The organism is Natrinema versiforme, from assembly GCF_005576615.1.
Classification (GTDB): Archaea; Halobacteriota; Halobacteria; order Halobacteriales; family Natrialbaceae; genus Natrinema; species Natrinema versiforme_A.
On the sequence record NZ_CP040330.1, the window covers coordinates 1,201,851 to 1,226,945 of the forward strand.

General features: G+C 64.9%; 25 protein-coding genes and 2 tRNA genes. 6 read left to right on the plus strand and 21 right to left on the minus strand.

Annotated elements, in window-relative coordinates:
* Window positions 1-3: 3 nt before the first annotated feature.
* From FEJ81_RS05915 to FEJ81_RS05940, 6 genes are all read right to left on the minus strand, one after another.
* Window positions 4-582 carry a plastocyanin/azurin family copper-binding protein gene (locus FEJ81_RS05915; RefSeq protein WP_138246722.1) on the minus strand — a complete coding sequence of 193 codons (579 nt, stop codon included), beginning with the start codon at window positions 580-582 and terminating at the stop codon, window positions 4-6.
* Between the two features lie 143 nt (window positions 583-725).
* Window positions 726-1,145 carry a hypothetical protein gene (locus FEJ81_RS05920; RefSeq protein ID WP_138244412.1) on the minus strand — a complete coding sequence of 140 codons (420 nt, stop codon included), beginning with the start codon at window positions 1,143-1,145 and terminating at the stop codon, window positions 726-728.
* Window position 1,146: 1 nt separating this feature from the next.
* Window positions 1,147-2,829: an FAD-dependent monooxygenase gene (locus FEJ81_RS05925; protein ID WP_138244413.1), complete on the minus strand. Its 1,683-nt coding sequence runs from the start codon at window positions 2,827-2,829 to the stop codon at window positions 1,147-1,149.
* The gene (locus tag FEJ81_RS05930) at window positions 2,829-4,409 is read right to left on the minus strand and encodes an electron transfer flavoprotein subunit alpha/FixB family protein (protein WP_138244414.1); all 1,581 of its coding nucleotides are present in this window, start codon (window positions 4,407-4,409) and stop codon (window positions 2,829-2,831) included. Before FEJ81_RS05930 ends, FEJ81_RS05925 begins: the two co-directional genes overlap by 1 nt.
* A 1-nt stretch (window position 4,410) precedes the next feature.
* Entirely contained in the window at window positions 4,411-5,280 is an 870-nt protein-coding gene (locus FEJ81_RS05935) for an electron transfer flavoprotein subunit beta/FixA family protein (RefSeq protein WP_138244415.1), read from the minus strand.
* 205 nt (window positions 5,281-5,485) lie between these two features.
* Entirely contained in the window at window positions 5,486-6,349 is an 864-nt protein-coding gene (locus FEJ81_RS05940) for a polymer-forming cytoskeletal protein (RefSeq protein WP_138244416.1), read from the minus strand.
* A gap of 227 nt (window positions 6,350-6,576) precedes the next feature.
* Between FEJ81_RS05940 and FEJ81_RS05945 the strand changes: the two genes are divergently transcribed.
* On the plus strand, window positions 6,577-6,774 hold the full coding sequence (locus FEJ81_RS05945; protein ID WP_138244417.1) for a DUF5800 family protein: 198 nt from the start codon (window positions 6,577-6,579) through the stop codon (window positions 6,772-6,774).
* A 21-nt stretch (window positions 6,775-6,795) separates the two neighbouring features.
* Here the strand turns inward: FEJ81_RS05945 and FEJ81_RS05950 are convergent, their stop codons facing one another.
* Complete coding sequence (locus FEJ81_RS05950; protein WP_138244418.1) at window positions 6,796-7,359, minus strand: DUF420 domain-containing protein; 564 nt, start codon at window positions 7,357-7,359, stop codon at window positions 6,796-6,798.
* A 436-nt stretch (window positions 7,360-7,795) separates the two neighbouring features.
* Window positions 7,796-7,880: transfer RNA gene (locus FEJ81_RS05955), tRNA-Leu, on the minus strand.
* Between the two features lie 242 nt (window positions 7,881-8,122).
* Here FEJ81_RS05955 and FEJ81_RS05960 point away from each other — a divergent pair.
* Window positions 8,123-8,860, plus strand: coding sequence for a TVP38/TMEM64 family protein (locus tag FEJ81_RS05960; protein ID WP_138244419.1), 738 nt, complete (start codon window positions 8,123-8,125; stop codon window positions 8,858-8,860).
* An 81-nt stretch (window positions 8,861-8,941) separates the two neighbouring features.
* On the opposite strand, the gene FEJ81_RS05965 is transcribed toward FEJ81_RS05960, so the two are convergent.
* The 4 genes from FEJ81_RS05965 to FEJ81_RS05980 form a co-directional block, all read right to left on the minus strand.
* The gene (locus FEJ81_RS05965) at window positions 8,942-9,463 is read right to left on the minus strand and encodes a response regulator (RefSeq protein WP_138244420.1); all 522 of its coding nucleotides are present in this window, start codon (window positions 9,461-9,463) and stop codon (window positions 8,942-8,944) included.
* 103 nt (window positions 9,464-9,566) lie between these two features.
* Window positions 9,567-9,764, minus strand: coding sequence for an HVO_2523 family zinc finger protein (locus FEJ81_RS24380; protein ID WP_138244421.1), 198 nt, complete (start codon window positions 9,762-9,764; stop codon window positions 9,567-9,569).
* 365 nt (window positions 9,765-10,129) lie between these two features.
* Complete coding sequence (locus FEJ81_RS05975; protein WP_138244422.1) at window positions 10,130-11,026, minus strand: NUMOD3 domain-containing DNA-binding protein; 897 nt, start codon at window positions 11,024-11,026, stop codon at window positions 10,130-10,132.
* 70 nt (window positions 11,027-11,096) lie between these two features.
* On the minus strand, window positions 11,097-14,276 hold the full coding sequence (locus FEJ81_RS05980) for an adenosylcobalamin-dependent ribonucleoside-diphosphate reductase (RefSeq protein WP_138244423.1): 3,180 nt from the start codon (window positions 14,274-14,276) through the stop codon (window positions 11,097-11,099).
* 436 nt (window positions 14,277-14,712) lie between these two features.
* Here FEJ81_RS05980 and FEJ81_RS05985 point away from each other — a divergent pair, with 436 nt between their 5' ends.
* Window positions 14,713-14,898, plus strand: a complete 186-nt coding sequence (locus tag FEJ81_RS05985; RefSeq protein ID WP_138244424.1) for a hypothetical protein — start codon at window positions 14,713-14,715, stop codon at window positions 14,896-14,898.
* 118 nt (window positions 14,899-15,016) lie between these two features.
* On the opposite strand, the gene trpG is transcribed toward FEJ81_RS05985, so the two are convergent.
* Genes trpG through trpD form a run of 4 tightly spaced genes read right to left on the minus strand, consistent with a single transcriptional unit; the run spans window position 15,017 to window position 19,021 of the window.
* Window positions 15,017-15,664: an anthranilate synthase component II gene (gene trpG, locus FEJ81_RS05990; protein WP_138244425.1), complete on the minus strand. Its 648-nt coding sequence runs from the start codon at window positions 15,662-15,664 to the stop codon at window positions 15,017-15,019.
* Window positions 15,661-17,349, minus strand: a complete 1,689-nt coding sequence (trpE, locus tag FEJ81_RS05995; protein WP_138246723.1) for an anthranilate synthase component I — start codon at window positions 17,347-17,349, stop codon at window positions 15,661-15,663. The genes trpG and trpE overlap by 4 nt, the downstream gene beginning before the upstream one ends.
* 8 nt (window positions 17,350-17,357) lie before the next feature.
* Window positions 17,358-18,008, minus strand: a complete 651-nt coding sequence (locus FEJ81_RS06000; RefSeq protein ID WP_138244426.1) for a phosphoribosylanthranilate isomerase — start codon at window positions 18,006-18,008, stop codon at window positions 17,358-17,360.
* Window positions 18,005-19,021, minus strand: coding sequence for an anthranilate phosphoribosyltransferase (gene trpD, locus FEJ81_RS06005; protein WP_138244427.1), 1,017 nt, complete (start codon window positions 19,019-19,021; stop codon window positions 18,005-18,007). Before trpD ends, FEJ81_RS06000 begins: the two co-directional genes overlap by 4 nt.
* Window positions 19,022-19,205: 184 nt before the next feature.
* On the opposite strand from trpD, the gene FEJ81_RS06010 reads away from it, so the two are divergent.
* A tRNA-Val gene (locus tag FEJ81_RS06010) sits at window positions 19,206-19,280 on the plus strand.
* Between the two features lie 213 nt (window positions 19,281-19,493).
* Here FEJ81_RS06010 and FEJ81_RS06015 read toward each other — a convergent pair.
* Window positions 19,494-19,703 carry a hypothetical protein gene (locus tag FEJ81_RS06015; protein WP_138244428.1) on the minus strand — a complete coding sequence of 70 codons (210 nt, stop codon included), beginning with the start codon at window positions 19,701-19,703 and terminating at the stop codon, window positions 19,494-19,496.
* Between the two features lie 107 nt (window positions 19,704-19,810).
* Between FEJ81_RS06015 and FEJ81_RS06020 the strand changes: the two genes are divergently transcribed.
* Window positions 19,811-20,719, plus strand: coding sequence for an AEC family transporter (locus tag FEJ81_RS06020; RefSeq protein ID WP_138244429.1), 909 nt, complete (start codon window positions 19,811-19,813; stop codon window positions 20,717-20,719).
* A gap of 16 nt (window positions 20,720-20,735) precedes the next feature.
* Here FEJ81_RS06020 and FEJ81_RS06025 read toward each other — a convergent pair whose 3' ends face one another.
* The 4 genes from FEJ81_RS06025 to FEJ81_RS06040 form a co-directional block, all read right to left on the minus strand.
* Window positions 20,736-21,476, minus strand: a complete 741-nt coding sequence (locus FEJ81_RS06025) for a prolipoprotein diacylglyceryl transferase (protein WP_138244430.1) — start codon at window positions 21,474-21,476, stop codon at window positions 20,736-20,738.
* Window positions 21,477-21,563: 87 nt separating this feature from the next.
* Window positions 21,564-22,346 carry a YihY/virulence factor BrkB family protein gene (locus FEJ81_RS06030; RefSeq protein WP_138244431.1) on the minus strand — a complete coding sequence of 261 codons (783 nt, stop codon included), beginning with the start codon at window positions 22,344-22,346 and terminating at the stop codon, window positions 21,564-21,566.
* 168 nt (window positions 22,347-22,514) lie between these two features.
* On the minus strand, window positions 22,515-23,264 hold the full coding sequence (locus FEJ81_RS06035; protein WP_138244432.1) for a CAP domain-containing protein: 750 nt from the start codon (window positions 23,262-23,264) through the stop codon (window positions 22,515-22,517).
* A gap of 114 nt (window positions 23,265-23,378) precedes the next feature.
* A complete protein-coding gene (locus tag FEJ81_RS06040; protein ID WP_138244433.1) occupies window positions 23,379-23,696 on the minus strand; it encodes a lycopene cyclase domain-containing protein in 318 nt (105 codons plus the stop codon).
* 105 nt (window positions 23,697-23,801) lie between these two features.
* Here FEJ81_RS06040 and FEJ81_RS06045 point away from each other — a divergent pair, with 105 nt between their 5' ends.
* A complete protein-coding gene (locus tag FEJ81_RS06045) occupies window positions 23,802-24,959 on the plus strand; it encodes a CBS domain-containing protein (protein ID WP_138244434.1) in 1,158 nt (385 codons plus the stop codon).
* Window positions 24,960-25,095 lie beyond the last annotated feature (136 nt).

Below are 25,095 nucleotides of genomic sequence, written 5' to 3' on the forward strand. Positions count from 1 at the left end.
GACTTACTCCTCGGATTCGTTGCCGCCCTCGGACTCGTTGCCACCTTCGGATTCGTTACCGCCTTCGGTTTCGTTGCCACCCTCGGACTCGTTGCCGTCTTCGGATTCGTTGCCACCGCCGCCGTCGCCGCCATCGATCTCGAGATCGCCTCGCATCTGTGCCTGGTGCGGTTGGCAGACGTACTGGGCCATCTCGCTGCTCGCCGTGATATCCAACATCTGGTCTTCGGTCGGTTCCGCGACCTCTTCGGTCTCAAGGTCGTCGACGACTTCGTCGCTGTCGTCTCGAATTTCGATATTGTGGTTGGAACCGTCGCCTTCCGTCCAGCCGATCGTGTAGTCTTCGCCCTCCTGCAGGATCAGCGTCGGGTTCGACTCGCCCTCGATCTGGGACGGTGCGAGCCCTTCCCACTCGGACGTCTGCCCGCTGAACTCGATATCGGTGCCGGGTTCGATCTCGTAGCCGTCACCGCCGCCACCGTTGCCACCGTTACCGCCGTTGCCGCCGTTACCGTTGCCGCCGCCGCCACCACAGCCAGCGATGAACGCCGTTGAACTCGCGACACCTGTCAACTGAAGCATCCGCCGTCGGGATAACCGATCGTCTCGTGCCATCAGGCTGACTTTGTGCCCAACGGGAATAGTCGAATACCCGTCTACTGCGTGGGAGTCAAGTACGGGTCGGTTTGGGACACGTTGACGCCGATTTCGGCTGTCGGCCCTACTCACCGTGACGGCCGTGGCCCCGCCCCTGATTCACGCTCGGGAACACGTGTCAACAACTGTGTCGTATCAATGATATTTCGGGTCTCGAGCAGCAGTTCGGCCGCCGTCCGAATCGCAAACTCGGCCTCGAGGGCGACGCCGTGACAGCGCGTGTAACACTCGAGCCAGCGGTTCATCGCGTCCTCGAGCGCGGCGAGCTCGGCCGCAGTGAGCGGGACCCTGCGGCCGCCTGTCCGGGCCTCGACGTAGAGCCAGACGGCCTGTCCCGCCCCCTCTCGGAGGTATGCGGTGGGGTCGTCGGGTTCCGTTCCCGTACTCGTCGAACCGGCGGGTCGGTGCCCGTCGCCGCTCTCGAACGCGGCTCGCTCGCGCTCGGCGCGGCGAGCGAGCGCGGCGATGCGAGGCCCGTACCGGCTCATATTATCCCTCGCGGTAGTCCACGCCCTTGCCGCCGCGGGGGTGTTCCCACTCGGTGTCGGCGACGATCGCACAGGTGCCACACTCGACGCAGGGCTGGGTGTCCAGACTGACCAGCGTCTCCTCGGTGCCGTTCGTGTTGACCACCTCCGAGCGGTAACAGCCGCCGCCGAAGTCCGTCGCGCTGACTGGACAGGCCGTGACGGCCGCGCCGCTTGCCGCGACGGACTCGTCTCTGAGTTCGATATGCGGGTTCCCCACGTCGGTGTCATACGTCAGGTCGCCGATTCGCTCCTCGAGACTCGGCGGCTCGATATCGCTCTCCCAGTGGATCGTCTTGCCGTGTTCCTCGGCGATCAGCGTCGGCAGGGAGACGTAGCCGGTCTTCGTGTCGGGGAGCATCGACACCAGAAACGGCGAGTTGTACGCCCGCTGTAACAGCCGGTCCGCGATCGGGTTGCCGACCGCGAGCGATCCGAGCGGCGACTCGAGTACCCGTTCGACCACGTTCGTCACGGCGTCGTGCTCACCGACGGTCCGGGAGAGTTCGTACCGCCGCGGCCGGAGTTTGTCCATCGTGCCGGAATTCTCGAGCAGCTTCGTGTACCGCCGGCCCGCCGCCTCGGAATCGGGATCGCCGCGCGCGGCGACGAAGGCGTCGGCCGCGAGCGCGCCGGCGGTGACGGCGTGGTTCATCCCCTTGATGATCGGCCCTTGGGCCTGCATCTGGCCGGCCGCGTCGCCGACGAGGACGAGCCGGTCGCGGTAGGGCTCGCGGTGGGCGACCTTCTTCGAGTCCGGGACGAGCTTGGCGGCGTACTCGCGCTCGCGATACTCGTTTTTGAACCAGCCCGCAAGCAGCGGGTGGGTCAGCAGGGCGTCGAGCAGTTCGTGGGGTTCGGCCTCCCGCTCGACGAGGCTGTCGAGGTGGAAGACGGTCCCGATCGACAGCGAGTCCTCGTTGGTGTAGCAAAAGCCGCCGCCGCGAACGCCCTCGAAGAGGTCGCCCGAGAACAGGTGGGCGGCCCCCTCGTCGGGCTCGAGATCGAACCGGTCGTCGATCGCGTCGGGGTCCATGTCGACGACGGCCTTGACGCCCTGGAACCACTCGTCGGGTTCCTCCCAGTCCATCAGCCCGGCGTCGCGGGCGAGTTCGGAGTTGACGCCGTCGGCTGCGACGATCAGGTCCGCCTCGATCGGCTCGAGTTCGTCACAGGTGACGCCGACGATCTCTCCGTTCTCGCGCAGGAGACCGTTCACCCGCACGTTCGTCAGTACTCCGCCACCGGTCTCGCTGGTCTTCTCGTGGACCCGTGCCTCGAGCCACGAGTCCATCTTCCGGCGGAGCACGGCGTCACACCAGTCGGTGTCGTGCTCGTGGAGGTCGGCCAGCTCGTACGTCTTGACCGAGTTCCCGGCGACGTTGTGGATGTAGTAGTCCGTGACGGGCCGCTCTGTCGCTTCCTCGCGGACGCCGTCGAAGAGGTCCGCGAGCGTGTACGGTGCGGACTCCTCGGCGTAGAGCAGTCCGCCGGAGACGTTTTTCGACCCCGCCTCCGTTCCGCGCTCCAAGACGAGCGTCTCGACGCCGTGGTCGGCCAATCGTGCGGCCGCCGCGGCCCCGCCGGGGCCACAGCCCACGACGACGGCCTCGTAGTGTTCGTAGTCGTCCGTTGCGGCCGCCATCACTCGTCACCCCCGTCGGCGACGGCCTCGGGCTCGAGGTCGATCGACCCCGATTCGACGGCCTCGGTGAGCCGCGGCAAGACCTCGAAGAGATCGCCCTCGATGAAGTAATCCGAGAAGTCCCGGATGCGGGCGTCGGTGTCGGTGTTGACGGCGATGATCGTCTCGGACTCGTCCATGCCGACCTTGTGCTGGACCGCCCCGGAGACGCCGGCCGCGATGTAGACGTCGGGCGCGACGACCTGTCCGGTCTCGCCGATCTGGCGCTCCTCCTTCGAGTACGCCTCGACGTGGCCCTCGAACTGGTAGGAGGAGGTGACGATCCCCCGCGTAATCCCGAGTTCGGCGTCCTCGAACGCGTCGACCAGCTCGAGACCCAACTCCATCCCCGCGGTCGGATCGTCGGCGATCCCGCGGCCGAGACAGACGATCACGTCGTGGCCCGTGAGATCGATCCCGGCCTCGAGCCGATCGTACTCGGTGATCGCGACGCGGAACCAGTCGTCGTCCAGTTCCATGTCGTGTTCGACGACCAGTCCCTCGCGGTCGGGATCCGGATCCATCGGGTCGAAGCTCCCAGGAATGACCGACGCTCCCTGCGGGTGGAAGTCCCGGCCCGGATTGTCGAGACAGAGGATCGTCGAGTACTCGAAGCCCGAGAAGTCCGGCCGCTTCATGTGCAGGACCTTCTCGACGGTCTTCTTCACGCCGGGTTCGCCGGTCTTGACCGGGTTCGAGACCTCCTCGTCCGCGATGAACAGATCCGAACAGTCCGAGGCCAGCCCGGAGTCGAGTTCGGCCTGGACCGTCGCCGAGAGATCGCGGCCGTTGTTCGTCGCCGGAAACAGGATATAGCGCGGTTTGTCGTACTCGCGCCAGTCGGTGCTCTCGACGGTTCCCTCGCCGCGAGCCATGTGGGCCGCGATTTCGGCGTAGGGCTTGTGCAGGAACCGCTCGAGTCGCTCGTCGTCGTGATAGACCGCAACGTCGGCCCCGGAGGCGATGCACTCCTCGGCGAGGCCCTCGCAGTCGTCGCCGACGAGGAATGCGACGACGCCCTCTTCCTCACCGTAGTCCGCCTCGAACTGGTCCATCAGTTCGCGGGCTTTCCCGAGCATCTCTCTTGCGACGTCGAGCAACTCGCCGCCCTGCGTTTCACAGAAGACCCACACATCCGCGTAGTCGCCGTCCTCGAGCGCCCGCACGTGTTTCTTGTCGCGGGTGGGATGGGAGAGCCCGTCGTCTTCTTCCTCGTCGGTCTCGGGCTCCGCTCCCGTCTCCCCGGTCTCCGCAGTTTCGTCCTCGCTCTCCGCGTCGCCCGCCACTTCGTCGCCCACTGACTCTTTCGTCTCCTCGTACTCGCCTTCGGTCTCCGTGCCCTCCTCGACGCCGTCGCTTTCACCCTCCGCATTGGCACCGATCTCCTCGAGTCGCTTCCGGACCGCCTCGCGGGCCGTCGCACGATCCTGCCCGGTCCGCTCGGCCTCGAGGATCGCCTGTAGTTCGTCCGCGTCGTCGACCGTCTCGAGTGCCGCCGTCAGTTCGTCGACCGTGTGCTCGTCGGGGTCGATCGCCGTCATTTCAATCACCCGCCCCCGCGGCGTAGGGTTGTAGTTCCTCGAGTACGTCGCCCATTTCCTCGCCGTCGTCGGGTTCGATCATCGTCGCCTCCCGTTCGGACGGCGCTTTGGGGATCGGATCGACCGACGAGACGATCGTGGGCGACCCGTCGAGCCCGATGTAGTCGGGATCGAGGTTCAGATCGGTGTGATCCCACGTCGTCAGATGGTCGTCGTGATTCTCGGCTCGCCCTTCGGTTTCGGCCCGGAGCTCTTTGCGGGTCAACCGGTGGGACGCCCTCCGATAGGTCGGCTCGAACTCGGGATCGGTGACGACGACACAGGGCAGCGGCGCTTCGACCGTCTCGATCTCGTCGACATCGCCCTCGACGAGGCGCTTCGCGCGCAGCGTCCGCTCGTCGGGATCGATGTCGAGCGCGACGACGTGGGTGACGATCGGCCAGTCCATCGCCCAGCAGGTCTGGGGCCCGGTCTGGCCGGTCTCGCCGTCGGCCGTTTTGAACCCCGCAAACACCAGATCGATGTCGGCGACTTCCTCCCGATACGTTTCCAGGCCCGCGCTGAGTGCGATCGCCGTCGCCCACGTGTCGGAGGCGGCCAGCTCGCGATCCGAGAGCAGGTAGCTGTCGTCGGTGTAGACCGTCTCCATCGCCCCCCGAAGGACCTCGGCGTATCCCGGCGGCCCCATGCTCATCCCGCTGACGTGACCGCCGTGGCGGATCTTGGTCTGCAACGCGGCCCGCAGCGCGAACTCGTCGTTCGGGTTCATCACCGTCGGCGTCTTCCCCCGCTCGAGGTGGCCGTCTTCGTCGAACGAGACGGCTCCCTCCGAGAAGTCCGGGACCCCTTTCGTCAGTACGATCGATCGCATGGATACCCCCGTTGCCAGAGTGTGTTAGTTTCTGCCATGGCTGTCGGACTCTACCATAGTATCAGTATTAAGAATAGGGGTGAAATTCGCCGATAAATTGTCCCGAACGCGGAGACAGTCTCCCGGAGAATTCGTCCGGCTTCGATGGTGGTCGTCGTGGGTCGAGCGTCTCGCTCGAGCGAAACCCGTCCGGATGCCGACCCCGTTACTCGCGCTCGCGTTCGGTCGTTCGCATCGTGATCTCGCCGTCGGCGCGGATCGTCCCGTCGACTTCGGCGTCGGGGCCCAGTTCGAAGTCCTCACAGGAAACGTCGCCGAGGACGCGGGCGTCGCGCTCGACGACGACATCGCCGTCGCGGGTGGTCACGTCGCCGTGGATACGGGTCCCCTCGCCCACGGTGACGTCGCCGCGTGCCCGGAGGCTGCCGAAGACGTTGCAGTCGGCACCGACGTCGATCGTCTCGGCGCGGACGTTGCCGTGGAGCCGGCAGTCGTCACCGATCGTCGCGGGCGTCGAGACGCGCCACGCGTCGTCACCGACGGTCGCGTTCCGGGGAATGACGAGCGGGTCGGCGTCGGGTTCGTCCTCGTCGTCATCGTCGTCGACGATTTCGGAGATCAGCCGCTGTGCGGCGTCGTCCTCGCCGATCAGGAGGAGGTGTTTGAGGTAGACGAACAGAAAGACGATCGTCGGCATCGGGTTCCGGATGACGATCCAGCCGTTGGCTTCGAACCCCTCCTCGATCTCGACGTCGTCGCCGATGTCGAGGTCACCGGCGACTTTCAATCGGCCGCCGATGTGGACACGCTCGCCGATGTAGGCGTCCTCCCCGACCAAGACGTTCTCGGCGACGTCACACCACATGTCGAGCCGACAGTCGCCGTCGGCCTCGATTGCGCCGCCGAACTCGGCCGACTCGCCGGCCAGCACGTTTCGGCCGCGGACGCCGAACCCGATGGTCGCCCGGCCGCCCACGAGGACATCCCCGTCGGTTACGAGGTCGCGCTCTTGGGCTTCCGTTCCGTCGGGAACGACGAGTTCGTCGAGCGGATCCCTGCTGAAGGCCACACTCGCATCCAAAGGGAGCACCGCCTAATAAACCTCGCGCGTCGTCAGTCGTCCGTCTGACGCCGTCGCCCGCGCCGCCCTCGCCATCGCTTCATCCGGTCTGCTGTCCGTCATTGCCGGCACAACCCCGATCGCTCTGGGTTGCGCCGGGACATCGGTACAGCAACCGGTATCAGCCGTCGAGTACAGTCGCCTCGCTTTTACACCCCCGCTGCATACGACCAGCCATGACTACGCTCGCGTTCGACGACGACGGCGTCGATGTCGTCTACGAAGGCACCGAGTTCCGCCTCGAGCAGGAACTCATCGAGGAAGCGACCCAGAAGTCCTACTACGACGTGACCGACCACGAGGTGTTGAAGATCGTCGCCGAACAGCCGAACCTGCAGGGCGAACCCCGCCGTATCGGCGATATTCTCGACTGAACACGGACGGTGTGCCCGCCGTCAGTACACGCCGTGGAGTAACACGAACACGACGATCCCCAGCGAAAAGGAGATCAGCCACAGCGTCGCCGCGACGCGGCCGATCCGGGCGTGGCTCGTCTGCGGAATCTCCGTGACCGGACGGGACGCCGCGAGCAGGAGGACGTAGTAGAGCAGGGGGATACAGACGATCGCGAGGAAGATGTGGATCGCGAGCAGCGGCAGGTAGACGAACTGGTAGACCGCGTCGGGTCCGGGAAACGGCTGCGGACCGCCGGTTACGGTCAGCCGGTAGAGATAGAGCGCGAGAAAGCCCGCGAACAACCCGAACGAGGCGAGCATCGTGACGCGGTGGCGTTCGATCCGACCGCGACGGATCGCCCGCCAACCCACCGTGATCGTCCCGATCGCGACCGCGCTGATCACGGCGTTGACCAGCGGAATCACGTCGATGACCCACTCCGGGGCCGCCGGCACGCTCGAGGGCGGAATTCGTCCGCCCGCGGCCGCGAAGACGACTGCCAACGACACCACGCTCAAGACGCCGGTGAGCAGGCGCACGCGCTCTCGAGGGACGTATTCCATGTATGGTCGTTCGAGCGGAACGTGAAAGTGGTTATCGTCTCCGGCGGAGAGCCGTCACCGCTCGTCGCCGTCCTCCGATTTCCAGTACTCGTGTCGAGACAATAGCCACAGCGATCGCTCGTCGGAAGTAGTGTCGGAAAGGATTATGCGTGGGTGATGTCCACGAAGGGAAATCACCTGCATCGATCTTTGGTGGAGCTCAGCCACCTGTGCGATGCGTGGGACCGGATTCGAACTTCCGTCGTTGCGCTTCGCTCCACGACGGCATTCGCGATTGGCAAGCCAATCGCTCATCGGCGGACCCCGACGGGACAGCGCCATCGTCGAGAGACTAATCGCTCGTCAGGAGTAGTGTCGGAAAGGATTATGCGTGGGTGATGTCCACGAAGGGAAATCACCTGCATCGATCTTTGGTGGAGCTCAGCCACCTGTGCGATGCGTGGGACCGGATTCGAACCGGCGGACCCCTACGGGACAGCGCCCTCAACGCTGCGCCGTTGGCCTGGCTTGGCTACCCACGCTCGCGGTCTCTGTCTGCACTCATTCGTATCCAGTGTGATTATAAAAGCCCTTTCCTTTGGGTCGGCGACTGCGGCGGGGTCACACGGAAACGACGGTCTCACGTGACACGTGAGCGGTCCACGCAACCCGTCGGCGTCGGGGCTCGAGCGGCATCGATCGTCGGCGGTTCGTGCAGCTCGAATCCGTCCTCAAGTCGGGTGAGACACAAAGGTTTCAACGCTCGAGCGGGATTTCAGGTCGAATGTCGGTGTCGTCGGTCCGGACGCGTGCGCTCGCCGGTGTGATCGCGGCCAGCGGCATGGTCGCCGCGGGCCTGCTCGTCTCGCCGTCGAAGGCGATGGGGACCGTCGACGCCCTCGTTGCGGACCCGTTCCTGTTCGGTCTCGTCGTCGCCGGGCTCTACCTCGTGCGGCCGCTTCTCGCGTGGCCCACGACGCCGCTCGCGATCGTCGTCGGCTACGGCTTCGGCGTCGCGGCCGGCGTCCCACTTGCGCTCGTCGGCGTCGTCACGACCGTGCTCCCGGTCTTCCTCGTCACCCGCTGGCTCGCCACCGGCGAGGCGGACACGGCTCGTGAGTCCCATGCTGAGAGCGAGGGGGGCGGCTCTCGGTTCCTCGAGCGGGCCGGTGATGTCGTCGCGCGCTATTACGAGACGGCGGGACCGCTCCGCGGCGTCACCGCCTCGCGGCTGGCACCGATCCCGTCGGACGTCGCGACGTGTGCCGCCGCGGTCAGCGGCGTCACGCTCCGCCAACTGGTGGTCGGGACGGCGATCGGCGAACTCCCGTGGACGATCGCCGCGGTCGTCGTCGGCGCTTCGGCGGCGACGATCACCTCGAGCGGACTCGGCGAACTCGGTGTGGCGTTGTCGGTCGCCTGTGCGCTCGCCGCCGTCGTCCTCCTCGCCGGCCCCGTCTACCGCACGCTCCGGACGGACCGAACGCGAACCGAGGGCGCGGGACGATCGACGGACAGCTAGTCGGCTCGGTCGGCGGTGGTCCTGCCGGTCGTGATGTGGGCCGCGAAAATCAGGCGGCAACTGCGCGGTATCGCTGTCCGATCACCCGTCTCCCTCCTCGATCAACGAATCGCTCAGGTCCTGTAACTCCGACTCGAGTCGCTGGTAGCCCTCGGTCTCGGTCAACTCCTCGACGGAGTGCTCGTCCTCTAAGGTCTCCATCTTGTTCGAGATGGACTCGAGTTCGCGCCGGTCGCCGCCGCCGTAGCGCGACTGGACCCGCAGGTTCTCGATGATTCGGGTCAACTGGGCTCGCGTGACCGGCTTCGTGACGTAGTCGTCGAGATCCAGTTCGACGATATCCAGTCCCGGATCGACGGCGGTCACCATGATCACCCAGCAGTCGTAGCCCGCCGCGCGGATCTCCTCGAGCACGCGATCCCCGGTGATATCGGGCATGTGCCGGTCGAGCAGGACGATGTCGATCGCGTCGCTCATTCGCTCGAGTGCGGTGGTCCCGTCGTAGGCGGTCACGACCTCGTAATCCTCACCGACCCACATCGCGTAGAGGTCGGCCAACTCCCGTTCGTCGTCGACGACGAGAATCGTCGGTTGCGCAGACATAGAGATCAGTGTCCGAGACCACAAACCGCCGTCTTGTAGGGATTCCGGGCGACTCAGTACTCGAGTCGGGCGCTGATTCGGTCGTTCGGCGAGAAAAGGGCGGTCAGCGGAAGGGGTCGCTGCAGTCGAGGATGACCCCGTGCTGGGGACAGACGTACTTGCAGTGACGTTTGTACATCGGGGCCTCGCAGTGCGGACAGCGCGGCGCGCCGGCAGGTTGGGATACTGTCTTTTCTCCGTCTGTTCCGACCGCTTTATCTGTGCGATCTTCGGCGACAGACTCATCGATGTCGGCAGTCATATATTTTCTATCGATCCGCCCGTGCTAAGTCCTGACGATCGGCTCAAGTTACGGGGAAAGCGAGCGCAGCCGAAATCGATCAGTTTTGGGTTCGTTCTATAGTGGCCACGGAAAATCATTGATACCAGATCACGCGACAGCGTTGCCAGCAGAGTGTGAATCGTTTCAGTGGCTACTATAAATGCCATTGTGTTTATTGAGTTTCCGTATTGTACGCGTGAGCACTCGACGGCATATCGTTGATTATCCCGCTATCTATCGTTTCGCTCGGCGTCCGCACGGCGGTTGTCGTTTTCCGGTGCTGATATGCCGAGTCCACCCGAGAAGCGGATGAAGCGTCCGCTGATTGGGCACCGATAGACTGATCAGCAGTTGCATTGGGAGTCGATGACTGCTGGGAGCTTTTCACGCTCGTCCCACTGTAGATGCACGTCACACGGTAACTCCGAGCCAACGACGAGATACGTATAGTCGTACCTATCCATGAATTTCGTAGCCTTCGTTTCATCGTCTTCCCAAACCATTCCCTTGACCTCAATCACTACGTTCTCTGTAACGAAACCCGGCGTGTATGTGCGATCACCCAATTCAAAATATCGGTCTTCATACGTATAATCGATCCCCGCATCATACAAGATTAGATCTATTGCTGCTTCCCAACCGTTTCTGACGATATTTCTCGTCTTAATGACCTGGCGTGGTTTGGATCTTCCCGGTACACGCCCTTTCAGTGCGTCACTGAGTCTCTGAAGTTGCTCATCCGACCAGTCGTATCCATAAAGCGGATGGTCCTCTCCTGTCCGCCCATACATCGAATGCTTCGTTGGATCTTCTTCGTATGTCTCTTTAAGTGATTCAGATAGTCTCTGTCGGCTTTCTTCGTCCATCTCGAAAGAGACGCCATACATTGGATGATCTTCGCCAGTGACTCCGTACCAAGGGTTATTTTCACCCTGTAGAGATTTACTTATTTTTCGGCGTGTTTCTTCAGACACTTCGTGTCCTGTCAAAGATTCGCTGATCTTCCGCTTCGCTTCTTCTGGCATTTCCCTTCCTGAAGACGCTTCACCGATCTTTCGTTTTGCTTCCTCGGACATCTCGTGTCCTTTCATTGGGTGATTTTCACCGGATATGAGATCACGACCTAGCTCTTCCTGACTCTCGGTAGTTTCTTCACAATATCTCACCAAATGAACCCCGATACCGTACTCGTTCTTGAAATCATCCCTTCCGCAGGCTGGACATTCTTCTATATCATTCATAAAGAGGTTTCTACCGCATTGGTTTAAAAAATATAAGCCGCGAATCTATCGTTTCAACAGTACTACTGGATCAACATTCCGACCAGCCACAACTATTGCAAGTTTTGCAGCCTTCGGAGAAGTACAGCGACATCGAGCCGCAGTCGGGACACTCCGGCGATTCGCCGGCGTCGATGAGGTCTTGGGTCGTGTCGTCGTCAGCGTCCGCGGTCGAGCCGCTATCGGCGGCGGCCGCGCCGCCGTCGGTCTTCGGCCCGTCGTACTCGGCGAAGTCCGCGTCGGCCGACTCCTCGAGCGTCTGCTGTTTCGGGTACGGCTTGTCGATCTCGTTCTCGAGGTAGCGGCGCATCGCGGTGCCGATGGCGTCGGGGATGGACTGGATCTGTTCGCCCTTGTCCCACGCGACCTTCGGCGAGCGCGTGCCACAGAGTTCGTCGACGATCTCCTCGGGGTCGACGCCCGAACGCAGCGAGGTCGAGATGACCTTCGCCAGCGCCTCGGTAAAGGAGTTCGTGAAGCCACCGGAGTGGCCGATGTTGGCGAACAGCTCGAACGGCTGGCCGGTCTCGGGGTCCTCGTTGATCGTCACGTAGATCTTCCCGTAGCCGGTGTCGATGCGCTGGCTGACGCCCTGCAGGGCGTCGGGACGCTCGCGCTTCTCGGTGAAGTCGATCTCGACCGGTTGGCCGTCCTCGCCGAGCAGCGCGTCGACGTCCTCCTCGAGGACGTCCGCGACCTCTTCGCTCTCGAGGAAGCCTTCGAGACCGCCGAAGATCTCGTCGATCTGTTCGACCAGGGCCTGTGCGGCCTCGGTCTCGTCGGCGAAGTCGGCGTTGTCTGCGCGCGTCGTCAGCACCTGCTTCGAGCGGGTGCCGTCGCGGTAGTAGGTGACGCCCTTGCCGCCGTTCTCGTAGACCCACTCGAAGACCTCCTTTGCGTCCTCGAGCGAGGAGTCGTTGGGTGCGTTGACCGTCTTCGAGATCGAGGAGTCGACGCCCTTCTGACAGGCACACTGGACCGCGGCGTGCTGTTTCGCGGAGAGGTCGCTGGTGATGACGAACAGTTCGCCGATGGCGTCGGGCACGGTCGAGAGCCCTTCGACGCCGTCGAACTGGTTCGTCGCCATCTGCTCCTGTGCCTCCTCCTTGACGGCGTCGACGTCGATGTCGTTCGCCTCGAGGGTGCGCAGGAAGTAGTCGTCGAACTCGACGAGCATCTCGTCGCCCTGGACGTCGTCGGTGACGTTCTTGTAGTAGGCGACGTTGTAGATGGGCTCGCAGCCGCCGGTGGTGTTGCCGACCATGGAGGTCGTTCCGGTCGGCGCGATGGTCGTGACGTTGTGGTTGCGGATGGGGAAGCCGTCTTCCCAGTCGTCGGCGTCCTCGCCGGTCTGGTGCTCGAACCACTCGCGGTACTCGGTCGGGTTCGCGTACTTCGAGTCGCCCCAGTCGTTAAAGGAGCCGCGCTCGGTGGCGAGTTCGTGGCTCTTGGCCTTCGCGCCGTGGTTGATGTGGGTCATCAGCTGGCGGGCGACTTCGTTCCCTTCGTCGCTGCCGTACTTGATCCCGAGCTGGACGTACAGCTGAGCGAGCCCCATGATGCCCAGCCCGATCTTGCGCATGTCCCGGACCTTCTCCTCGATCTCTTCGACCGGGAAGTCGGACATCGTGACGACGTTCTCGAGGAAGCGCGTGCCGTACTCGATGCGCTCGTCGAACTCCTCGAAGTCGATGGCCTCCTCGAGGAAGGCTTCGATAGCCGCCGCTTGGGAGTCGTACTCGTCGCCGTGTTCGTCGGACCAGACGCGCCAGTCGGGGGCGTCCAGATCGGCGAGCGTCGAGAGGTTGATGTGGCCGAGGTTACAGGCCTCGTGTTCCTCCAGCGGCTGTTCGCCACAGGGGTTGGTCGCGAGGATCTGGTGGTCCTCCTGTTTCTCGACGTCGAAGGAGTGCTGGTCGTTCACTCGCTCGAGGTAGATGACGCCCGGTTCGCCGTTCTCGTGTGCGCCTTGGACGATGCGTTCCCAGACGAGTTCCGCGGGGACCGAGAGCGGTTCGCCGACCTCGACGTGCTCGCCGAGGTCGTACCGGCTGTACATCTCCTTGGTCTCCTCGCTCGCGATGTGGGGCTCTTCCGTCCGCGGGTTGGTGAAGGTGTACTCCTCGCCGTTCTGGACGGCCTCCATGAAGTCGTCCGTGACGCCGACGGAGATGTTGAAGTTCGAGAGGTGGCCCTCGACGGCGTTGCGCAGGTGCTTGGGGACCCGCCCGTCCTCGTCGATCAGCTCGCGGGCCTCCTCGAGCGCTTCCGAGAAGGTGGTGTAGGTGTAGTCGTCGGGGTCGTTGAGTCGCAGCGTGTGGGCCAGCGAGACATCCTTGTTCTTGGCGTGGATGAACTCGATAACGTCCGGGTGGGAGACGCGCATGATGCCCATCTGGGCACCGCGTCGGGTTCCGCCCTGAGCGATCGTCTCACAGAGCTGGTCGTAGGTCCGCATGAAGGTGATCGGGCCGGAGGCGATACCGCCCGTCGAGCCGACCGAGTCGCCGTAGGGACGCAGTTGCCAGAAGCCGTAGCCGACGCCGCCGCCGGACTGGAAGACTTCGGCCGCCTTCTTGGCGGTCTCGTGGATGTCCGAGAGGTCGTCGTCGGGCGACATAACGAAACAGGCCGAGAGCTGCTGGAGTTCGTCACCGGCGTTCATCAGCGTCGGCGAGTTCGGCATGAAGGAAAGCGACTCCATGCCGTCCGTGAAGGTCCCGGCGACGTCCTCGACGTGGCTTCGGACCTCGTCGGGAAGCTCGGGGACGACCGTCTCGTAGGCGAACTTGTTGACGTTGTGTTCGGTCAGGGCGGTTTCCGCGTCGTCGTCGGCCGTCACGCCCTTGTCTTCTCGCGGGCTTTGCCCGCTCGAACGGTCCGAGGCGCTTTGCGCCTCGCTACCGAAGACCTCCGCGGCGAGCTCGTCTCGGCGCGGGTGGTCGGGCTTCAACTGGTCGGGCGTGACCGTGATCTCGAGGTCGCGCTTTTCGGCCTCGTAGACGGCTTCGGCCAGCGCGACGTTCTTGCCGACGCGGTCGAAGAGGTCCTCTTGGGTCTCGATCAGCTCGCCGTTCGAGTCCTTCCGGAGATACCGGGCCGGGAGAATGTTCTGGTATGCGTTGTCAGTTAATCGTTCCTCTAAGGTGTCACCATCGGAGCGCTTGATCGGAAGCGTGAGGTCTGCCGCGGAGAGTTCGACATCGCTCACGCGTGCGTCACCTCGTCGGTACACTGCTGCAGCACGTCGATTCTGGCGTCGGACTGGGTCCTAGCTCGCATCATTCGTAACGAAGGTTCGATATTCATTGATACCTCATAAAACGTGGTGTTGTTGTCCTACTTTTCTTGTAGTAATACAAATCTGGTTGCAAAGATGTCTCTGTAACCTTTCGTTTCTGTTCCTCCGGCGACCGCCGAGACGGCCACCTGTGTGGTCAATAGACCCTACGCAGTCGACTGCCTTAACGATTTTCAGACCGAATTGAACGTGACTGTTTCCGACACGAGGCCGTCGCAAGCGGGCGAATTTCCCGTTTTCCGGTGATCCGGTTGGACTGACCGATATACTCCCTCGAGTCACTCACGCTCGCGAGTCAGTCACGATATCCAGAAAGATTACGTCCCTGCGGTACGGGGAGGTTCGTATGATCGATGCACTGCTGTCGGCACCACCGATCCTGCTGGTGCTGGCCGTTCTCGCCGCCTTCGCAGTCGCGGTTATCGCCCTCCGAATCGCGATCAAACTGGCCGTCCGCGTCGGTATCGTCGCCGCGGTCGTCCTCGCCGCCCTCTACGCGGTCGGGCAACTCGAGTTGCTCCCCGGCGTCTAAGGACGATCGTCCAGTCCCGTCGAATAGCTCCCGGACGCGGGAATCACTCGCCGAGAGATCGCTGTTCAGTCCGTGCCGATCTTTTCAGACGACCGCAACGAAAAATGCGCAGCGACGCTCAGACGCTCGAGAGGAAGTTCTCGATCACGTCGTGGCCCGCCGCCGTCAGCACGCTCTCTGGGTGAAACTGCACGCACTCGAGGGGATACTCCTCGTGGCGGACGCCCATGACGAGCGTTTCCTCTCCGTGTTCCGCGGTCGCCGAGACCGCGAGACAGTCCGGCACTTCGGTCGCGACGAGCGAGTGATAGCGACCCGCGCGAAAGCCCTGCTCGAGGCCCTCGAAGACCCCCTCGCCGTCGTGGTCGACGGCGGAGGCCTTCCCGTGAATTGGGTCCGGCGCGCGGCCGACGGTGCCGCCGTACTCGTAGACCGCGGCCTCGAGGCCGAGACAGACGCCGAGGGTCGGCACGTCGGGTGAGATCTCCCGGAGCACGTCCATCGTGACGCCGACATCGCGGTCGTTTTTCGGATGCCCCGGCCCCGGACTGACGATGATCGCGTCGGGGTCGACGGCGCGCACGTCCGCGAGCGACGCGGTATTTTTCAGGACCTCGGTCTCGGTGCCGGCCTGCTGGCTGACGTACTCGACGAGGTTGTAGGTAAAGGAGTCGTAGTTGTCGACGAACAGGACCGTGATCGGCTCCGCGTCGCTTTGCTCGTCGTCCGCTGCGGTCGCGTCGGCTTCGTCCGCCGTCGCACTCATCGGCTCACCTCCGCCGTCGCTTCGGGGTCATCGTCCGGCGTCGACCCGTCGGCCGGCAGTTCGATCGCCTCGAGCGCGGCGAGGACCCCGCCCATCTTCTGCTCGGTCTCCTCGTACTCGGCGGTGGGGTCGCTGTCGGCGACCAGCCCCGCGCCGGCTTGGACCGTGATCCGGTCCTGCTCACCTTCATCTTCGACAGTTGCAGTCCGAATCACGATCGCGAAGTCCGTATCGCCCGTCCACGAGTAGTAGCCGACGCCGCCGCCGTAGAGGCCGCGAGGGGTGGACTCGAGGTCGTCGATGATCTCCATCGCGCGGATCTTCGGGGCTCCAGAGAGGGTGCCGGCAGGGAACGAGGCTCGAGTCGCGTCGAACCCGTCCGAGTCCGCGGCCAGCGTCCCCGTCACGGTCGATTCGATGTGCTGGACGTGGCTGTACTTGAGGACGTTCATGAACTCGTCGACCCGGACCGAGCCCGGTTCGGAGACGCGGCGCACGTCGTTGCGCGCCAGATCGACCAGCATCGTGTGCTCGGCGCGTTCCTTGCCGTCGGCCAGCATCTCGCCCGCGAGCCGCCGGTCCTCGACGGGACTCGAGCCGCGGTCGCAGGTGCCGGCGATGGGGTTGGACATGACCTCGCGACCGCGTACGGAGATCAGGGTCTCGGGGCTCGCCCCGACGACGGTCAGGTCGTCGTGGTCGAGCAGGTACATGTACGGCGACGGGTTCACGTCCCGCATGGCCTCGTAGAAGCCGAGGGTGGCCACGTCGCCGTAGAGCTCTCGGGTTCGGGAGATGACGCCCTGATAGATGTCTCCGTCGAGGACGTGCTCTTTGGCTCGCCGGACGCTTTCCTCGTACTCGTCTTTGGGACCCGCAACCTCGTCTTCGCGGACGAACCCGCCCGTTTCCGGCCGTTCGGCCGCCCGCAGCGTCGCCGCGATGTCGTCGGCCTCCGCCCGGAGAGCGTCGTATACCTCGCCGGGGTCGTCGTCGGCCTCGAGGACGGGCGTACAGACCAGCGAGACCGTCCCGTCGCGCTCGTCGAAGGCCAGCGTTTTCGTCGTCAGGAGGAACTGAGCGTCCGGGAACCGCGAGTCGGGGCGCTCGCAGCCGACCTCCTCGAGCCAGAGGTCGTAGACGGCGTCGTAGGCCAGAAAGCCGACCAGTCCGCCCTCGAGGTGCTGGCGGTCGTGATCGGGCATATTTTCGAGGCGAACGTCGGGCATCGCGGCCCGCAGCGCGTCGACGGTATCGCCGTCCGCGTCCGTCTCGATCGCTTCGAGCGGCGCGTCCTCGGACAGCGCCTCGACGGTCGCCTCGCCGGACTCGACGGTCACGACGGCCTCGGGGTCGTAGCCCACGTAAGAGTAGCGCGCGTGGCGCTCGGCGTCCGCGGCGCTCGGCCGAAACGCGCCGTCCGGATCGCTCGAGGCCGTTTTCTCCGCGCTCTCGAGCAGGAAGGCGTACGGCGAGCGCTCGCGATCGACCGCGTCGGAGCGGCCGGTCAGCGCCGCGTAGGCGGCCAGCGGCGTCGTCTCGCACTCGAGGGTCGCGACGGTGTGGACGACGGCGGGTCGGTCCGCCCGCTCCTCGCTCGTGCCCGCGTGGTCGCGGAACGTCTCTCGGTCGATGTCGAATACCGGTCGGTCGGCCGGCGTCGAATCGAAGTCGGCATCGTGCATGGTCACGGTTACAGCTCCGCCGGTTTGCGGGCGTTCTTGGCTCGGTCGACGAACGACCGCACGGCGTCGACATCCTTGACGCCGCCGCGTTTCTCGACGCCGCTTGCCACGTCGACCGCGAAGGGGTCGACGGTTCGGACCGCGTCGCCGACGTTCTCCGGCGTGAGCCCGCCCGCGAGGACAAGCGGCGACTCGAGGTCCGCAGCGGCCATTCGCGTCTGATCCCAGTCGTGGGTGCGGCCGGTACCACCGCCGCCGCCGTCGCCGGGCGTGTCGACGATGAGGGCGTCGACGATGTCGTCGTAGGTCTCGGCGGTCGTCGCGTCGTCGGCGTCGACCGCGAGCAGGAGTTCCGTCTCGAGTTTCGCGCGCAGGTAGGCGAGGTCGCCGACCCGCATGTCGCTGTGGATCTGGAGCGCGTCGGGTTCGATCTCCTCGACCAACTCGATCGCCTCCTCGGGGCTATCCGGCATCGTCACGAGCACGCTCGTCACGAACGGCGGGGTCGCCGCCGCGAGCGCCGCGGCCCGCTCGATCGAGACCTCACGGGGCGTGTCGACCGACACGTCGCAGATGATGCCGATCGCGTCCGCCCCCGCGTCGATCGCGGCCTCAAGGTCGGCTTCGGTGGTCAGTCCGCAGACCTTGACGCGGGTCATTGGCCCTCCGCCCGCGCCGTCGCGCCACAGAGTTGCTCGAGTTTCCGCGCCGCCTCACCGTTCTCGATCGCCTCGCGGGCCACCTCGGCACCCGCCTCGAGCGAGTCGGCCTCGCCGGCGACGTAGATCGCCGCGCCGGCGTTCGCGAGGATGACGTCCCGTTTCGCGCCGGTCACGTCGCCCTCGACGATGCCGCGCATGTCGACCGCGTTCTCCACGGGCGAGCCGCCGGCGATGTCGTCGATATCGTGCTCCGCGAGCCCGAGATCCGCCGGCTCGAGCGCGTACTCCTCGACAGCTTCGCCGTTGACTTCTGCAACGCGGGTTTCGCCGTGGATGGCGATCTCGTCGGTGCCCGCGCCGTGGACGACCAGCGCGCGGTCGATGTCCATCCGCGAGAGCGCCTCCGCGAGCACGGGAACGAGATCGGGGTCGTAGACGCCGACGACCTGTGCGTCCGCGCCGGCGGGGTTGGTCAGCGGCCCGAGCACGTTGAAGATCGTCCGCATTCCCAGTTCCTTGCGCGGGCCGATAACGGCCTTCATCGCCGGGTGGAACACCGGCGCGAGCATGAAGCCGATGCCGTCGACTTCGATCGCGTCCTCGACGGCCGGCGGCTCGGCCTCGATGTCGACGCCGACCTCCTCGAGCACGTCCGCGCTGCCCGAGGACGAGGAGACCGAGTAGTTGCCGTGTTTGGCGACCGGAACGCCGGCCCCGGCGGCCACGATCGCGCTCGTCGTCGAGACGTTGATCGTGTTGTAATCGTCGCCGCCGGTGCCGCAGGTGTCGACCAGCGGCTCCCGATCCGGCGAGATCGTCCTGGCCGCGTCGCGCATCCCCTCGGCAAAGCCGGCGATCTCGGCTTCGGTCTCTCCCTTCGAGCGCAGTGCCGCCAGCAGCGCGCCGATCTGTGCTTCCGTCGCATCCTCGAAAACGGCCGTTGAAGCCGCTCGAGCGTCCGATTGTGTGAGATCCTCCCCGTCCGCGACTCGTTCGACATACTCCTGCATAGTGGACACCAATGTACGTAGTTGTCTTGTAATGCCCAAATCCGTACATCGACTTAAGCGTATCGGACGGGTGCGTGGTGGAGACTCGCGTACGGCAGTCGATTCGAAACCTTCAATTGGTGTGGCGGGCAACGACTGAATGCAGACAACGTGGCGACGCAGGCCACGGACGAAAGCCAAACCAGGGTTGGTGGTCTAGTCTGGTTACGACACCTCCTTGACATGGAGGAGGCCGGCAGTTCAAATCTGCTCCAACCCACTTTTCGAGCGACACTACGCGAGGAGCGAAGCGACGAGCGCGTCGCTCGAAAATTGGTACAGCAGTTTGAACCAGGGAGCAGCTTTGCTGCGACCGTGGTTCAAATCTGCTCCACCCCGTTTCTGCCGATTTCGAAAATCGCGTCTCAGTGAGTAGGTTTGCGAGCCCTCGAGCAGTCCCGTCCTCGCCGGGACGCCTATCGACGCCGCGCCGCTACCCGTAGTTGAAGAGTCGCCCGACGACGAGCGCGACGGCGACGGCCAAGACGAGCGTGAGTAGCAGTTCCGAAAGCCACTGTATCGGCCACGGACCGACGGACCCGAGGCGAACGAAGCCCGCGGCGAGCACCACGATATTCGTTCCGAGAAGTAGATTCGTCGTTTCTCGGCTGGCCGCCCAGTCTCGAGCCTCCTCCGATGGCATGGGTGGCTTCTCGTCGGCCATCTATTGTTACTGTTCCGATACGTTACCGCGCCCAGTAGCTTGCCCGGATCGAACAGTACAAAGCCGTGAGTCGATTCGGCCGGGGTATGGAAGTCGTCGGTCGACTGTTGGCGCTACTCGTCGTGTTGCTGGTCGGAGCGGGGTTGCGGACGACCGGCGTTCTCGACGCGCGCCGGACCTCGTTTCTGAACGACACCGCCTACTACGTCGCACTCCCGGCGCTGATCTTCGTCTCGACCTACGACCGATCGATCAGTGCGCTCCTCTCGCCCGCGCTGCTCGGGGGACTGCTGTTCGTGCTGTTCGCGACCGCAGGGATCGCGTGGCTCGTCCATCGACATCGCGACTCGAGTGCGCGCCGGAGCGTCGCGATCGTCCAGTCGTATCACTCGAATCTGGGCTATCTCGGCCTGCCGCTGGTCGCCGCGACGTTCAACGATTCGGTGACGGCGATCGCGAGCGTCGTACTCGGCGTCGTGTCGTTGGCACAGGTGCCGCTGACGGTCGTCGTGCTCTCGATGCTCAACGGGACCGACGCCTCGATCGAGCGGGAACTCCGCGGACTCGGTCGAAATCCCGTCTTGCTGGCGCTGCTCGCCGGGCTGACGATCGGCTCGGTCGGCGCATCGATTCCGTCGCTCGCCGCGACCGGCCTCGATGCGGTCGGCTCGCTCGCGCTGCCGGTCGCACTGCTCTGTGTCGGTGCCTCGCTGGAGGTCGACGCGCCGTCGATCGATGTCGGTGCGACCGCCGCCGTCGTGGCGCTCAAGATCTGCCTGATGCCTGTACTCGCGTGGGCCGTCTTCTCGACGCTCGCCGTCGACTCGGCGACGTTCACCGCCACCGTGGTGATGCTCGGCACGCCGACGGCCGTCTCGACGTTCGTCTTCGCGAGCGAACTCGGCGGCGACAGGAAATTTGCATCCTTGAACGTCTTCGTCACGACGCTCGTCTCGATCGCGACGATGTTCGTCCTGATATCGCTGGTCGGTTAACCGTCGCGACCGGCGGTTACCGCGAGAAGAAACCCTTGATTTTGCCGATCAGTCCGGACGAATCGTCCTCGTCGTCATCCGTTGCGGGTCCGTCGTCGGGGTCGACCGATCCGGCGAGCGGACCGGCGTCGTCGGCCACGTCCGCACCGTTGGCTCCGCCGGCCCGCGTCGTCTCGAGGTCGTCCATCGAGAGCTCGACGTCGTCGATCTCGGGGGTCGACTCGCGGCCCTCGCCGGCTTCGGCCGCGCGGACGTCCGCGCCGGTGACGTCGCCCTGCTCGACGCGGGCGGCGAGGTCCTCGGGCGAGTCGTCGGCGATATCGTCCGGGAGGGAGGCCGCAGCCGAGTCGACCGCGGACGGCTCGGGGTCGCTCTCAGCGTTCTCGGTGCTCTCGGGGCTCGAGCCCGGTTCGTCGAAACTGGCCTCGGCACCGTCCGTCGATTCGGTGTCGCTCGAGGCCGAGGCCGAGGTCGGGGACGGGGATTCGTCGGCGTCGGTATCGGGACCGGGATCGGGATCGGCCTCGGCGGTGGTCGTAGTTACCGTCTCGGTCGCGCTCGAGTCGGTCGATACCGAGGTGGCCGACGCCGATTTCGTCGAGTCCAGCGAGTCGAGGATGTCGTCGACGCTCTCCTCGGAGACGACCCGTTGGGGGCCGCCGTTGGGCTCGAGGGCGTCGCCCGAATCGGCCTCGTTCGTCTCGTCCGCCGCACCGTTTTCGTCGGTCGCGGCGGCGGTGGATCGGTCGTCGCTCATGGTGGTGGTCTGTCGCTGCCGGGGACATAATCTTTCCCCTGTGAAGAGGGTTCAGGAAACGAGGGAGACGGCGGTCACAGCGGCGGCCTATTCCGCGATCGAGGGCCGCGCTCGGACGACGTTGAGCACGGCGCCGACGAGGATGATGATGCCGGCGAAGTAGAGCCACGTGACGAACAGGAGGACGGCACCGACGGCCCCGTAGGCCTCGTATTGGGCGGCGTTCGCCGCGTAGAGCTGGAAGCCGAGCTGGAGGATCGTCCAGCCGACGGCGGCGAAGACCGCGCCCGGGAGGATCTCGCCGAGGTCGACCGGGACGGGCGGGAGGACGTAATAGATCGGGAGGAAGACGAGGACGAGTCCGCCGAGCAGGACGAGCCAGCCGAGCACGCCGGCGAACGGGACGGTGTCGGCCACGGTCCTGAGCGCGGCGCCGATCCCGAGCATCAACACGATCGCGCCCGCACCAGCGACGATCACGGTGAGTCCGTCCCTGATCTGATCGACGAGCGAGTCCTCGGCGACCTCGTCGTAGACCTTGTCGAACGCGAGGCTCAGCCCGCGAAAGACCTTGAGCGCACCCCACGTGGCGACGCCGAGCGCGACGACGGTCGCCTCTGCGCGCCCGGATTCGGTCGTCAGCGCCTCGGTGACGAGGTCCTCGCCCGACGCCGGGAGGAAGTCGCCGGCGGCGGTGATGAGTCGCTGGGCGGCCTGCTCGCCGCCGAGCAGCGAGCCGACGACGAGCGCGAGCAGGACCAGCGGAATCAGCGACACGAACGCGTAGTAGGCGAACCCGGCCGCGAGAAAGGTCAGGTCGCGGTCGCTCGCCGTCCGATAGATCGCGGTGAGTGTCTCCGGAATTTCCATACGATTCGTACGACGATCGGAACCAATAACGTGTAAGTCGTTCGCAGTTCCTGCGGCCCGCCCATGCCGGCGATTTCCGCCGCGTCTGTCACCGCTCGAGACTGACTGGTCGCCGAACGGTCGCGGATCGCGATGACAATGGCGATGGCGAGTGCCGCGCAACGACGGCTACCACTCGCGACAGAAGTTCTGGCCGGCGTAGACGGAGCCGTCGTCGGCGATGTAGACGCCGACGCCCGCTCGGTCCCAGCGGGGCGTCTCGCCGTCCTCGAGGATCGCCTCTCGGTGATCCGTCGAGTTCATCCACTGGTTGACCAGCCCGGTCGCGAGTCCCTCGGCGGTCTGATATCGAACGGGGCCGCCCTCCCCGGGTCGTTCGACGCGCCGGTCGACCCACGTCATGGCGATGTTCTCGCCGTACCCCTGACAGTAACTGTCGACGTCGCGGAACCGATCGTAGGGTCCCTCCCCGTCGGGGTTCGTGTGCGCGAAGTAGTCGCGCTGAGCCATGTCGTCACTGTGTGCGCGCGAGACGGACGCGATCGTCCCGTCCCACGCGAGGGGCTCGAGGCCGTGGTCGGCCCGCCGCTCGTTGATCTCGGCGTGGACGAAGTCCTCGACGGTGGGGGAGCGGACCGTCTCGATGTCGGTCTCGTAGCTCGAGTTGCCGGGGTCGTCCGGATCGGTTACGCTGGGGTTGCGTTCGCCGGCCGGCGGCGGGTCGGAACTGGGCGAGGGTCGGTCCCCGAGACCCAGATCGAGGCCGTCGATGAGCTGGGGCGCGAACAGCGCGGTGCCGAGCGCGAGCGAGGAGATGAGGAGGAGCGAGACGAGGACGTTGAGCAGGCCCCGGAGCAGTGCGCGGTCGCCGCTCCCGTCCGTCTCAGTCGATGCCGTCTCGGATCGCCGGCCGTCCATCGAGTCGAACGACCAGACAGCGACACAAGACTGTCGCGGTCAGTTACAGTCAGTGAGACGTGAGTGTTGCAGTGGAAACAGGTGCGCAGTTGCCGTCGAGTTGGCTCGTCACCGTCACCGACTCGGTGGCCCGTCGCGGTCGCCGAAAATGGTCTCGTGGAACCCGATGACGAGGCCGGGAACGACCGCCATGAAGAGGTGTTCCTCGAGCGGGATGCCGGCGACCTCGATTCCGGTCCGGAGTTTGATGTCGAAGACGTCGACCGCGAGGGTGTACCGGTCCCAGACGTAGGCGACGGGGTACAGCGCGAGGATGGTCACTGCCGCCTTCCGAAGGGCGTTCGCGCGGGACAACAGCAGGGCTGCGACGGTTCCCCAGACGACCTCCGTCACGAGGTACGTGTAGCGACCGAAGACACTGATATCGAGCATCGGGCCAGGTTCAACGGCCGGTGCAAAAATCCCCCGGGCCGGTCCTCCTTGGATAGAACGGGCAGTACGTTAAATACCTCTGCGTCAGTATGTTCCCCTAGAAGGATGAATATCGCTGATATCGCCACCACGGAGTTCATCGAAGTCGACGTCGGCACACGCATGGGGAAGGTCCGTTCGATGTTCGAGGACGGCAACCCCAAGGGAATCATCGTCACCGACGACGGGGAGTACGAGGGCGTCATCAGCGAGCGGGAGGTCCTCCAGTCCCACGTCGAGGACGACGCCAAGGTGGCGGCACTCACCAAACCGAGCCGGAACACGCCGTCGCCCAAGGTCGACCGCCAGGAGGACGTCCGGGAGACCGCACGCGTCCTCGTCGAGAGCAACGCCAAGGTCGCCCCGGTCTTCGAGAACGGCGACCTCTGGGGCGTCATCACCGACGACGCCATCCTCGAGGCCGTCCTCGAGAACCTGGACGCGCTGACCGTCGAGGACATCTACACCGCCGACCCGGTCACGCTCACCGAAGATGACGGGATCGGCAAGGCGATCAACCACTTGCGCGAGCACGGGATCTCCCGACTGCCGATTCTCAACGAGAACGGCTACCTCTCCGGGGTCGTAACGACCCACGACATCGCGGACTTCGTCATCCGGAAGAACAACACGACGACCACCGGCGATCGGGTCGGCGACACTCAGCGGATGCTCGACGTGCCGGTCTACGACATCATGTCGAGCCCCGTCGAGACGACGACCCTCGACACGACCGCCGAGGAGGCCGTCGAGGCGATGCTCGACGACGATTACGCGGGGCTGATGGTCACGCCGGCGGACGACGACCGCATCGTCATCGGCGTCATCACCAAGACGGACGTGCTGCGCGCGCTGACGTTCACCGAGGAAGAGCACATGGACGTCCAGATCACGAACATCTCGATGCTCGACACCATCACTCGAGAGGGTATCGTCGAGAACATCGAGGAGGTCGTCGACAAGTACCAGGACATGCAGGTGATGCACGCACACGTTCGATTCAAAGAACACCAAGAGCGACTCCGCGGCACCCCGCTCGTGCAGTGTCAGATCCGCCTGCGAACGAACAAGGATCAGGTCGCCGGCACCGGCGAAGGCTACGGCTCCGAGAACGCCTTCCGCGTCGCGCTGGACAAACTCGAGCGCAACGTCTTGGAACTCAAGGGCGTCACCAGCGACGAGGAGTACCGCGGCCAGCTCCTGCGGAAGCTCAACCAGCTGTAGCGGGTACTGCCGCAGACGGCCGCCACCGTCGACGCCACGCTGTCTCGATTATTTTCGACCGCCGAACGGAATGCGGACCCGGGTACTCGACAGCGATACGACACGAAACGATACGCGTACCGGGGTGATCGAAACT

Bases quoted from the DNA above. Each gene is read 5' to 3' on its own strand.
- FEJ81_RS05915 (WP_138246722.1), bottom strand. From the start codon at position 582: ATGCTTCAGTTGACAGGTGTCGCGAGTTCAACGGCGTTCATCGCTGGC.
- FEJ81_RS05920 (WP_138244412.1), bottom strand. From the start codon at position 1,145: ATGAGCCGGTACGGGCCTCGCATCGCCGCGCTCGCTCGCCGCGCCGAG.
- FEJ81_RS05925 (WP_138244413.1), bottom strand. From the start codon at position 2,829: ATGGCGGCCGCAACGGACGACTACGAACACTACGAGGCCGTCGTCGTG.
- FEJ81_RS05930 (WP_138244414.1), bottom strand. From the start codon at position 4,409: ATGACGGCGATCGACCCCGACGAGCACACGGTCGACGAACTGACGGCG.
- FEJ81_RS05935 (WP_138244415.1), bottom strand. From the start codon at position 5,280: ATGCGATCGATCGTACTGACGAAAGGGGTCCCGGACTTCTCGGAGGGA.
- FEJ81_RS05945 (WP_138244417.1), top strand. From the start codon at position 6,577: ATGACTACGCTCGCGTTCGACGACGACGGCGTCGATGTCGTCTACGAA.
- FEJ81_RS05950 (WP_138244418.1), bottom strand. From the start codon at position 7,359: ATGGAATACGTCCCTCGAGAGCGCGTGCGCCTGCTCACCGGCGTCTTG.
- FEJ81_RS05960 (WP_138244419.1), top strand. From the start codon at position 8,123: ATGTCGGTGTCGTCGGTCCGGACGCGTGCGCTCGCCGGTGTGATCGCG.
- FEJ81_RS05965 (WP_138244420.1), bottom strand. From the start codon at position 9,463: ATGTCTGCGCAACCGACGATTCTCGTCGTCGACGACGAACGGGAGTTG.
- FEJ81_RS24380 (WP_138244421.1), bottom strand. From the start codon at position 9,764: ATGACTGCCGACATCGATGAGTCTGTCGCCGAAGATCGCACAGATAAA.
- FEJ81_RS05975 (WP_138244422.1), bottom strand. From the start codon at position 11,026: ATGAATGATATAGAAGAATGTCCAGCCTGCGGAAGGGATGATTTCAAG.
- FEJ81_RS05985 (WP_138244424.1), top strand. From the start codon at position 14,713: ATGATCGATGCACTGCTGTCGGCACCACCGATCCTGCTGGTGCTGGCC.
- trpG (WP_138244425.1), bottom strand. From the start codon at position 15,664: ATGAGTGCGACGGCGGACGAAGCCGACGCGACCGCAGCGGACGACGAG.
- trpE (WP_138246723.1), bottom strand. From the start codon at position 17,349: ATGCACGATGCCGACTTCGATTCGACGCCGGCCGACCGACCGGTATTC.
- FEJ81_RS06000 (WP_138244426.1), bottom strand. From the start codon at position 18,008: ATGACCCGCGTCAAGGTCTGCGGACTGACCACCGAAGCCGACCTTGAG.
- trpD (WP_138244427.1), bottom strand. From the start codon at position 19,021: ATGCAGGAGTATGTCGAACGAGTCGCGGACGGGGAGGATCTCACACAA.
- FEJ81_RS06015 (WP_138244428.1), bottom strand. From the start codon at position 19,703: ATGCCATCGGAGGAGGCTCGAGACTGGGCGGCCAGCCGAGAAACGACG.
- FEJ81_RS06020 (WP_138244429.1), top strand. From the start codon at position 19,811: ATGGAAGTCGTCGGTCGACTGTTGGCGCTACTCGTCGTGTTGCTGGTC.
- FEJ81_RS06025 (WP_138244430.1), bottom strand. From the start codon at position 21,476: ATGAGCGACGACCGATCCACCGCCGCCGCGACCGACGAAAACGGTGCG.
- FEJ81_RS06030 (WP_138244431.1), bottom strand. From the start codon at position 22,346: ATGGAAATTCCGGAGACACTCACCGCGATCTATCGGACGGCGAGCGAC.
- FEJ81_RS06035 (WP_138244432.1), bottom strand. From the start codon at position 23,264: ATGGACGGCCGGCGATCCGAGACGGCATCGACTGAGACGGACGGGAGC.
- FEJ81_RS06040 (WP_138244433.1), bottom strand. From the start codon at position 23,696: ATGCTCGATATCAGTGTCTTCGGTCGCTACACGTACCTCGTGACGGAG.
- FEJ81_RS06045 (WP_138244434.1), top strand. From the start codon at position 23,802: ATGAATATCGCTGATATCGCCACCACGGAGTTCATCGAAGTCGACGTC.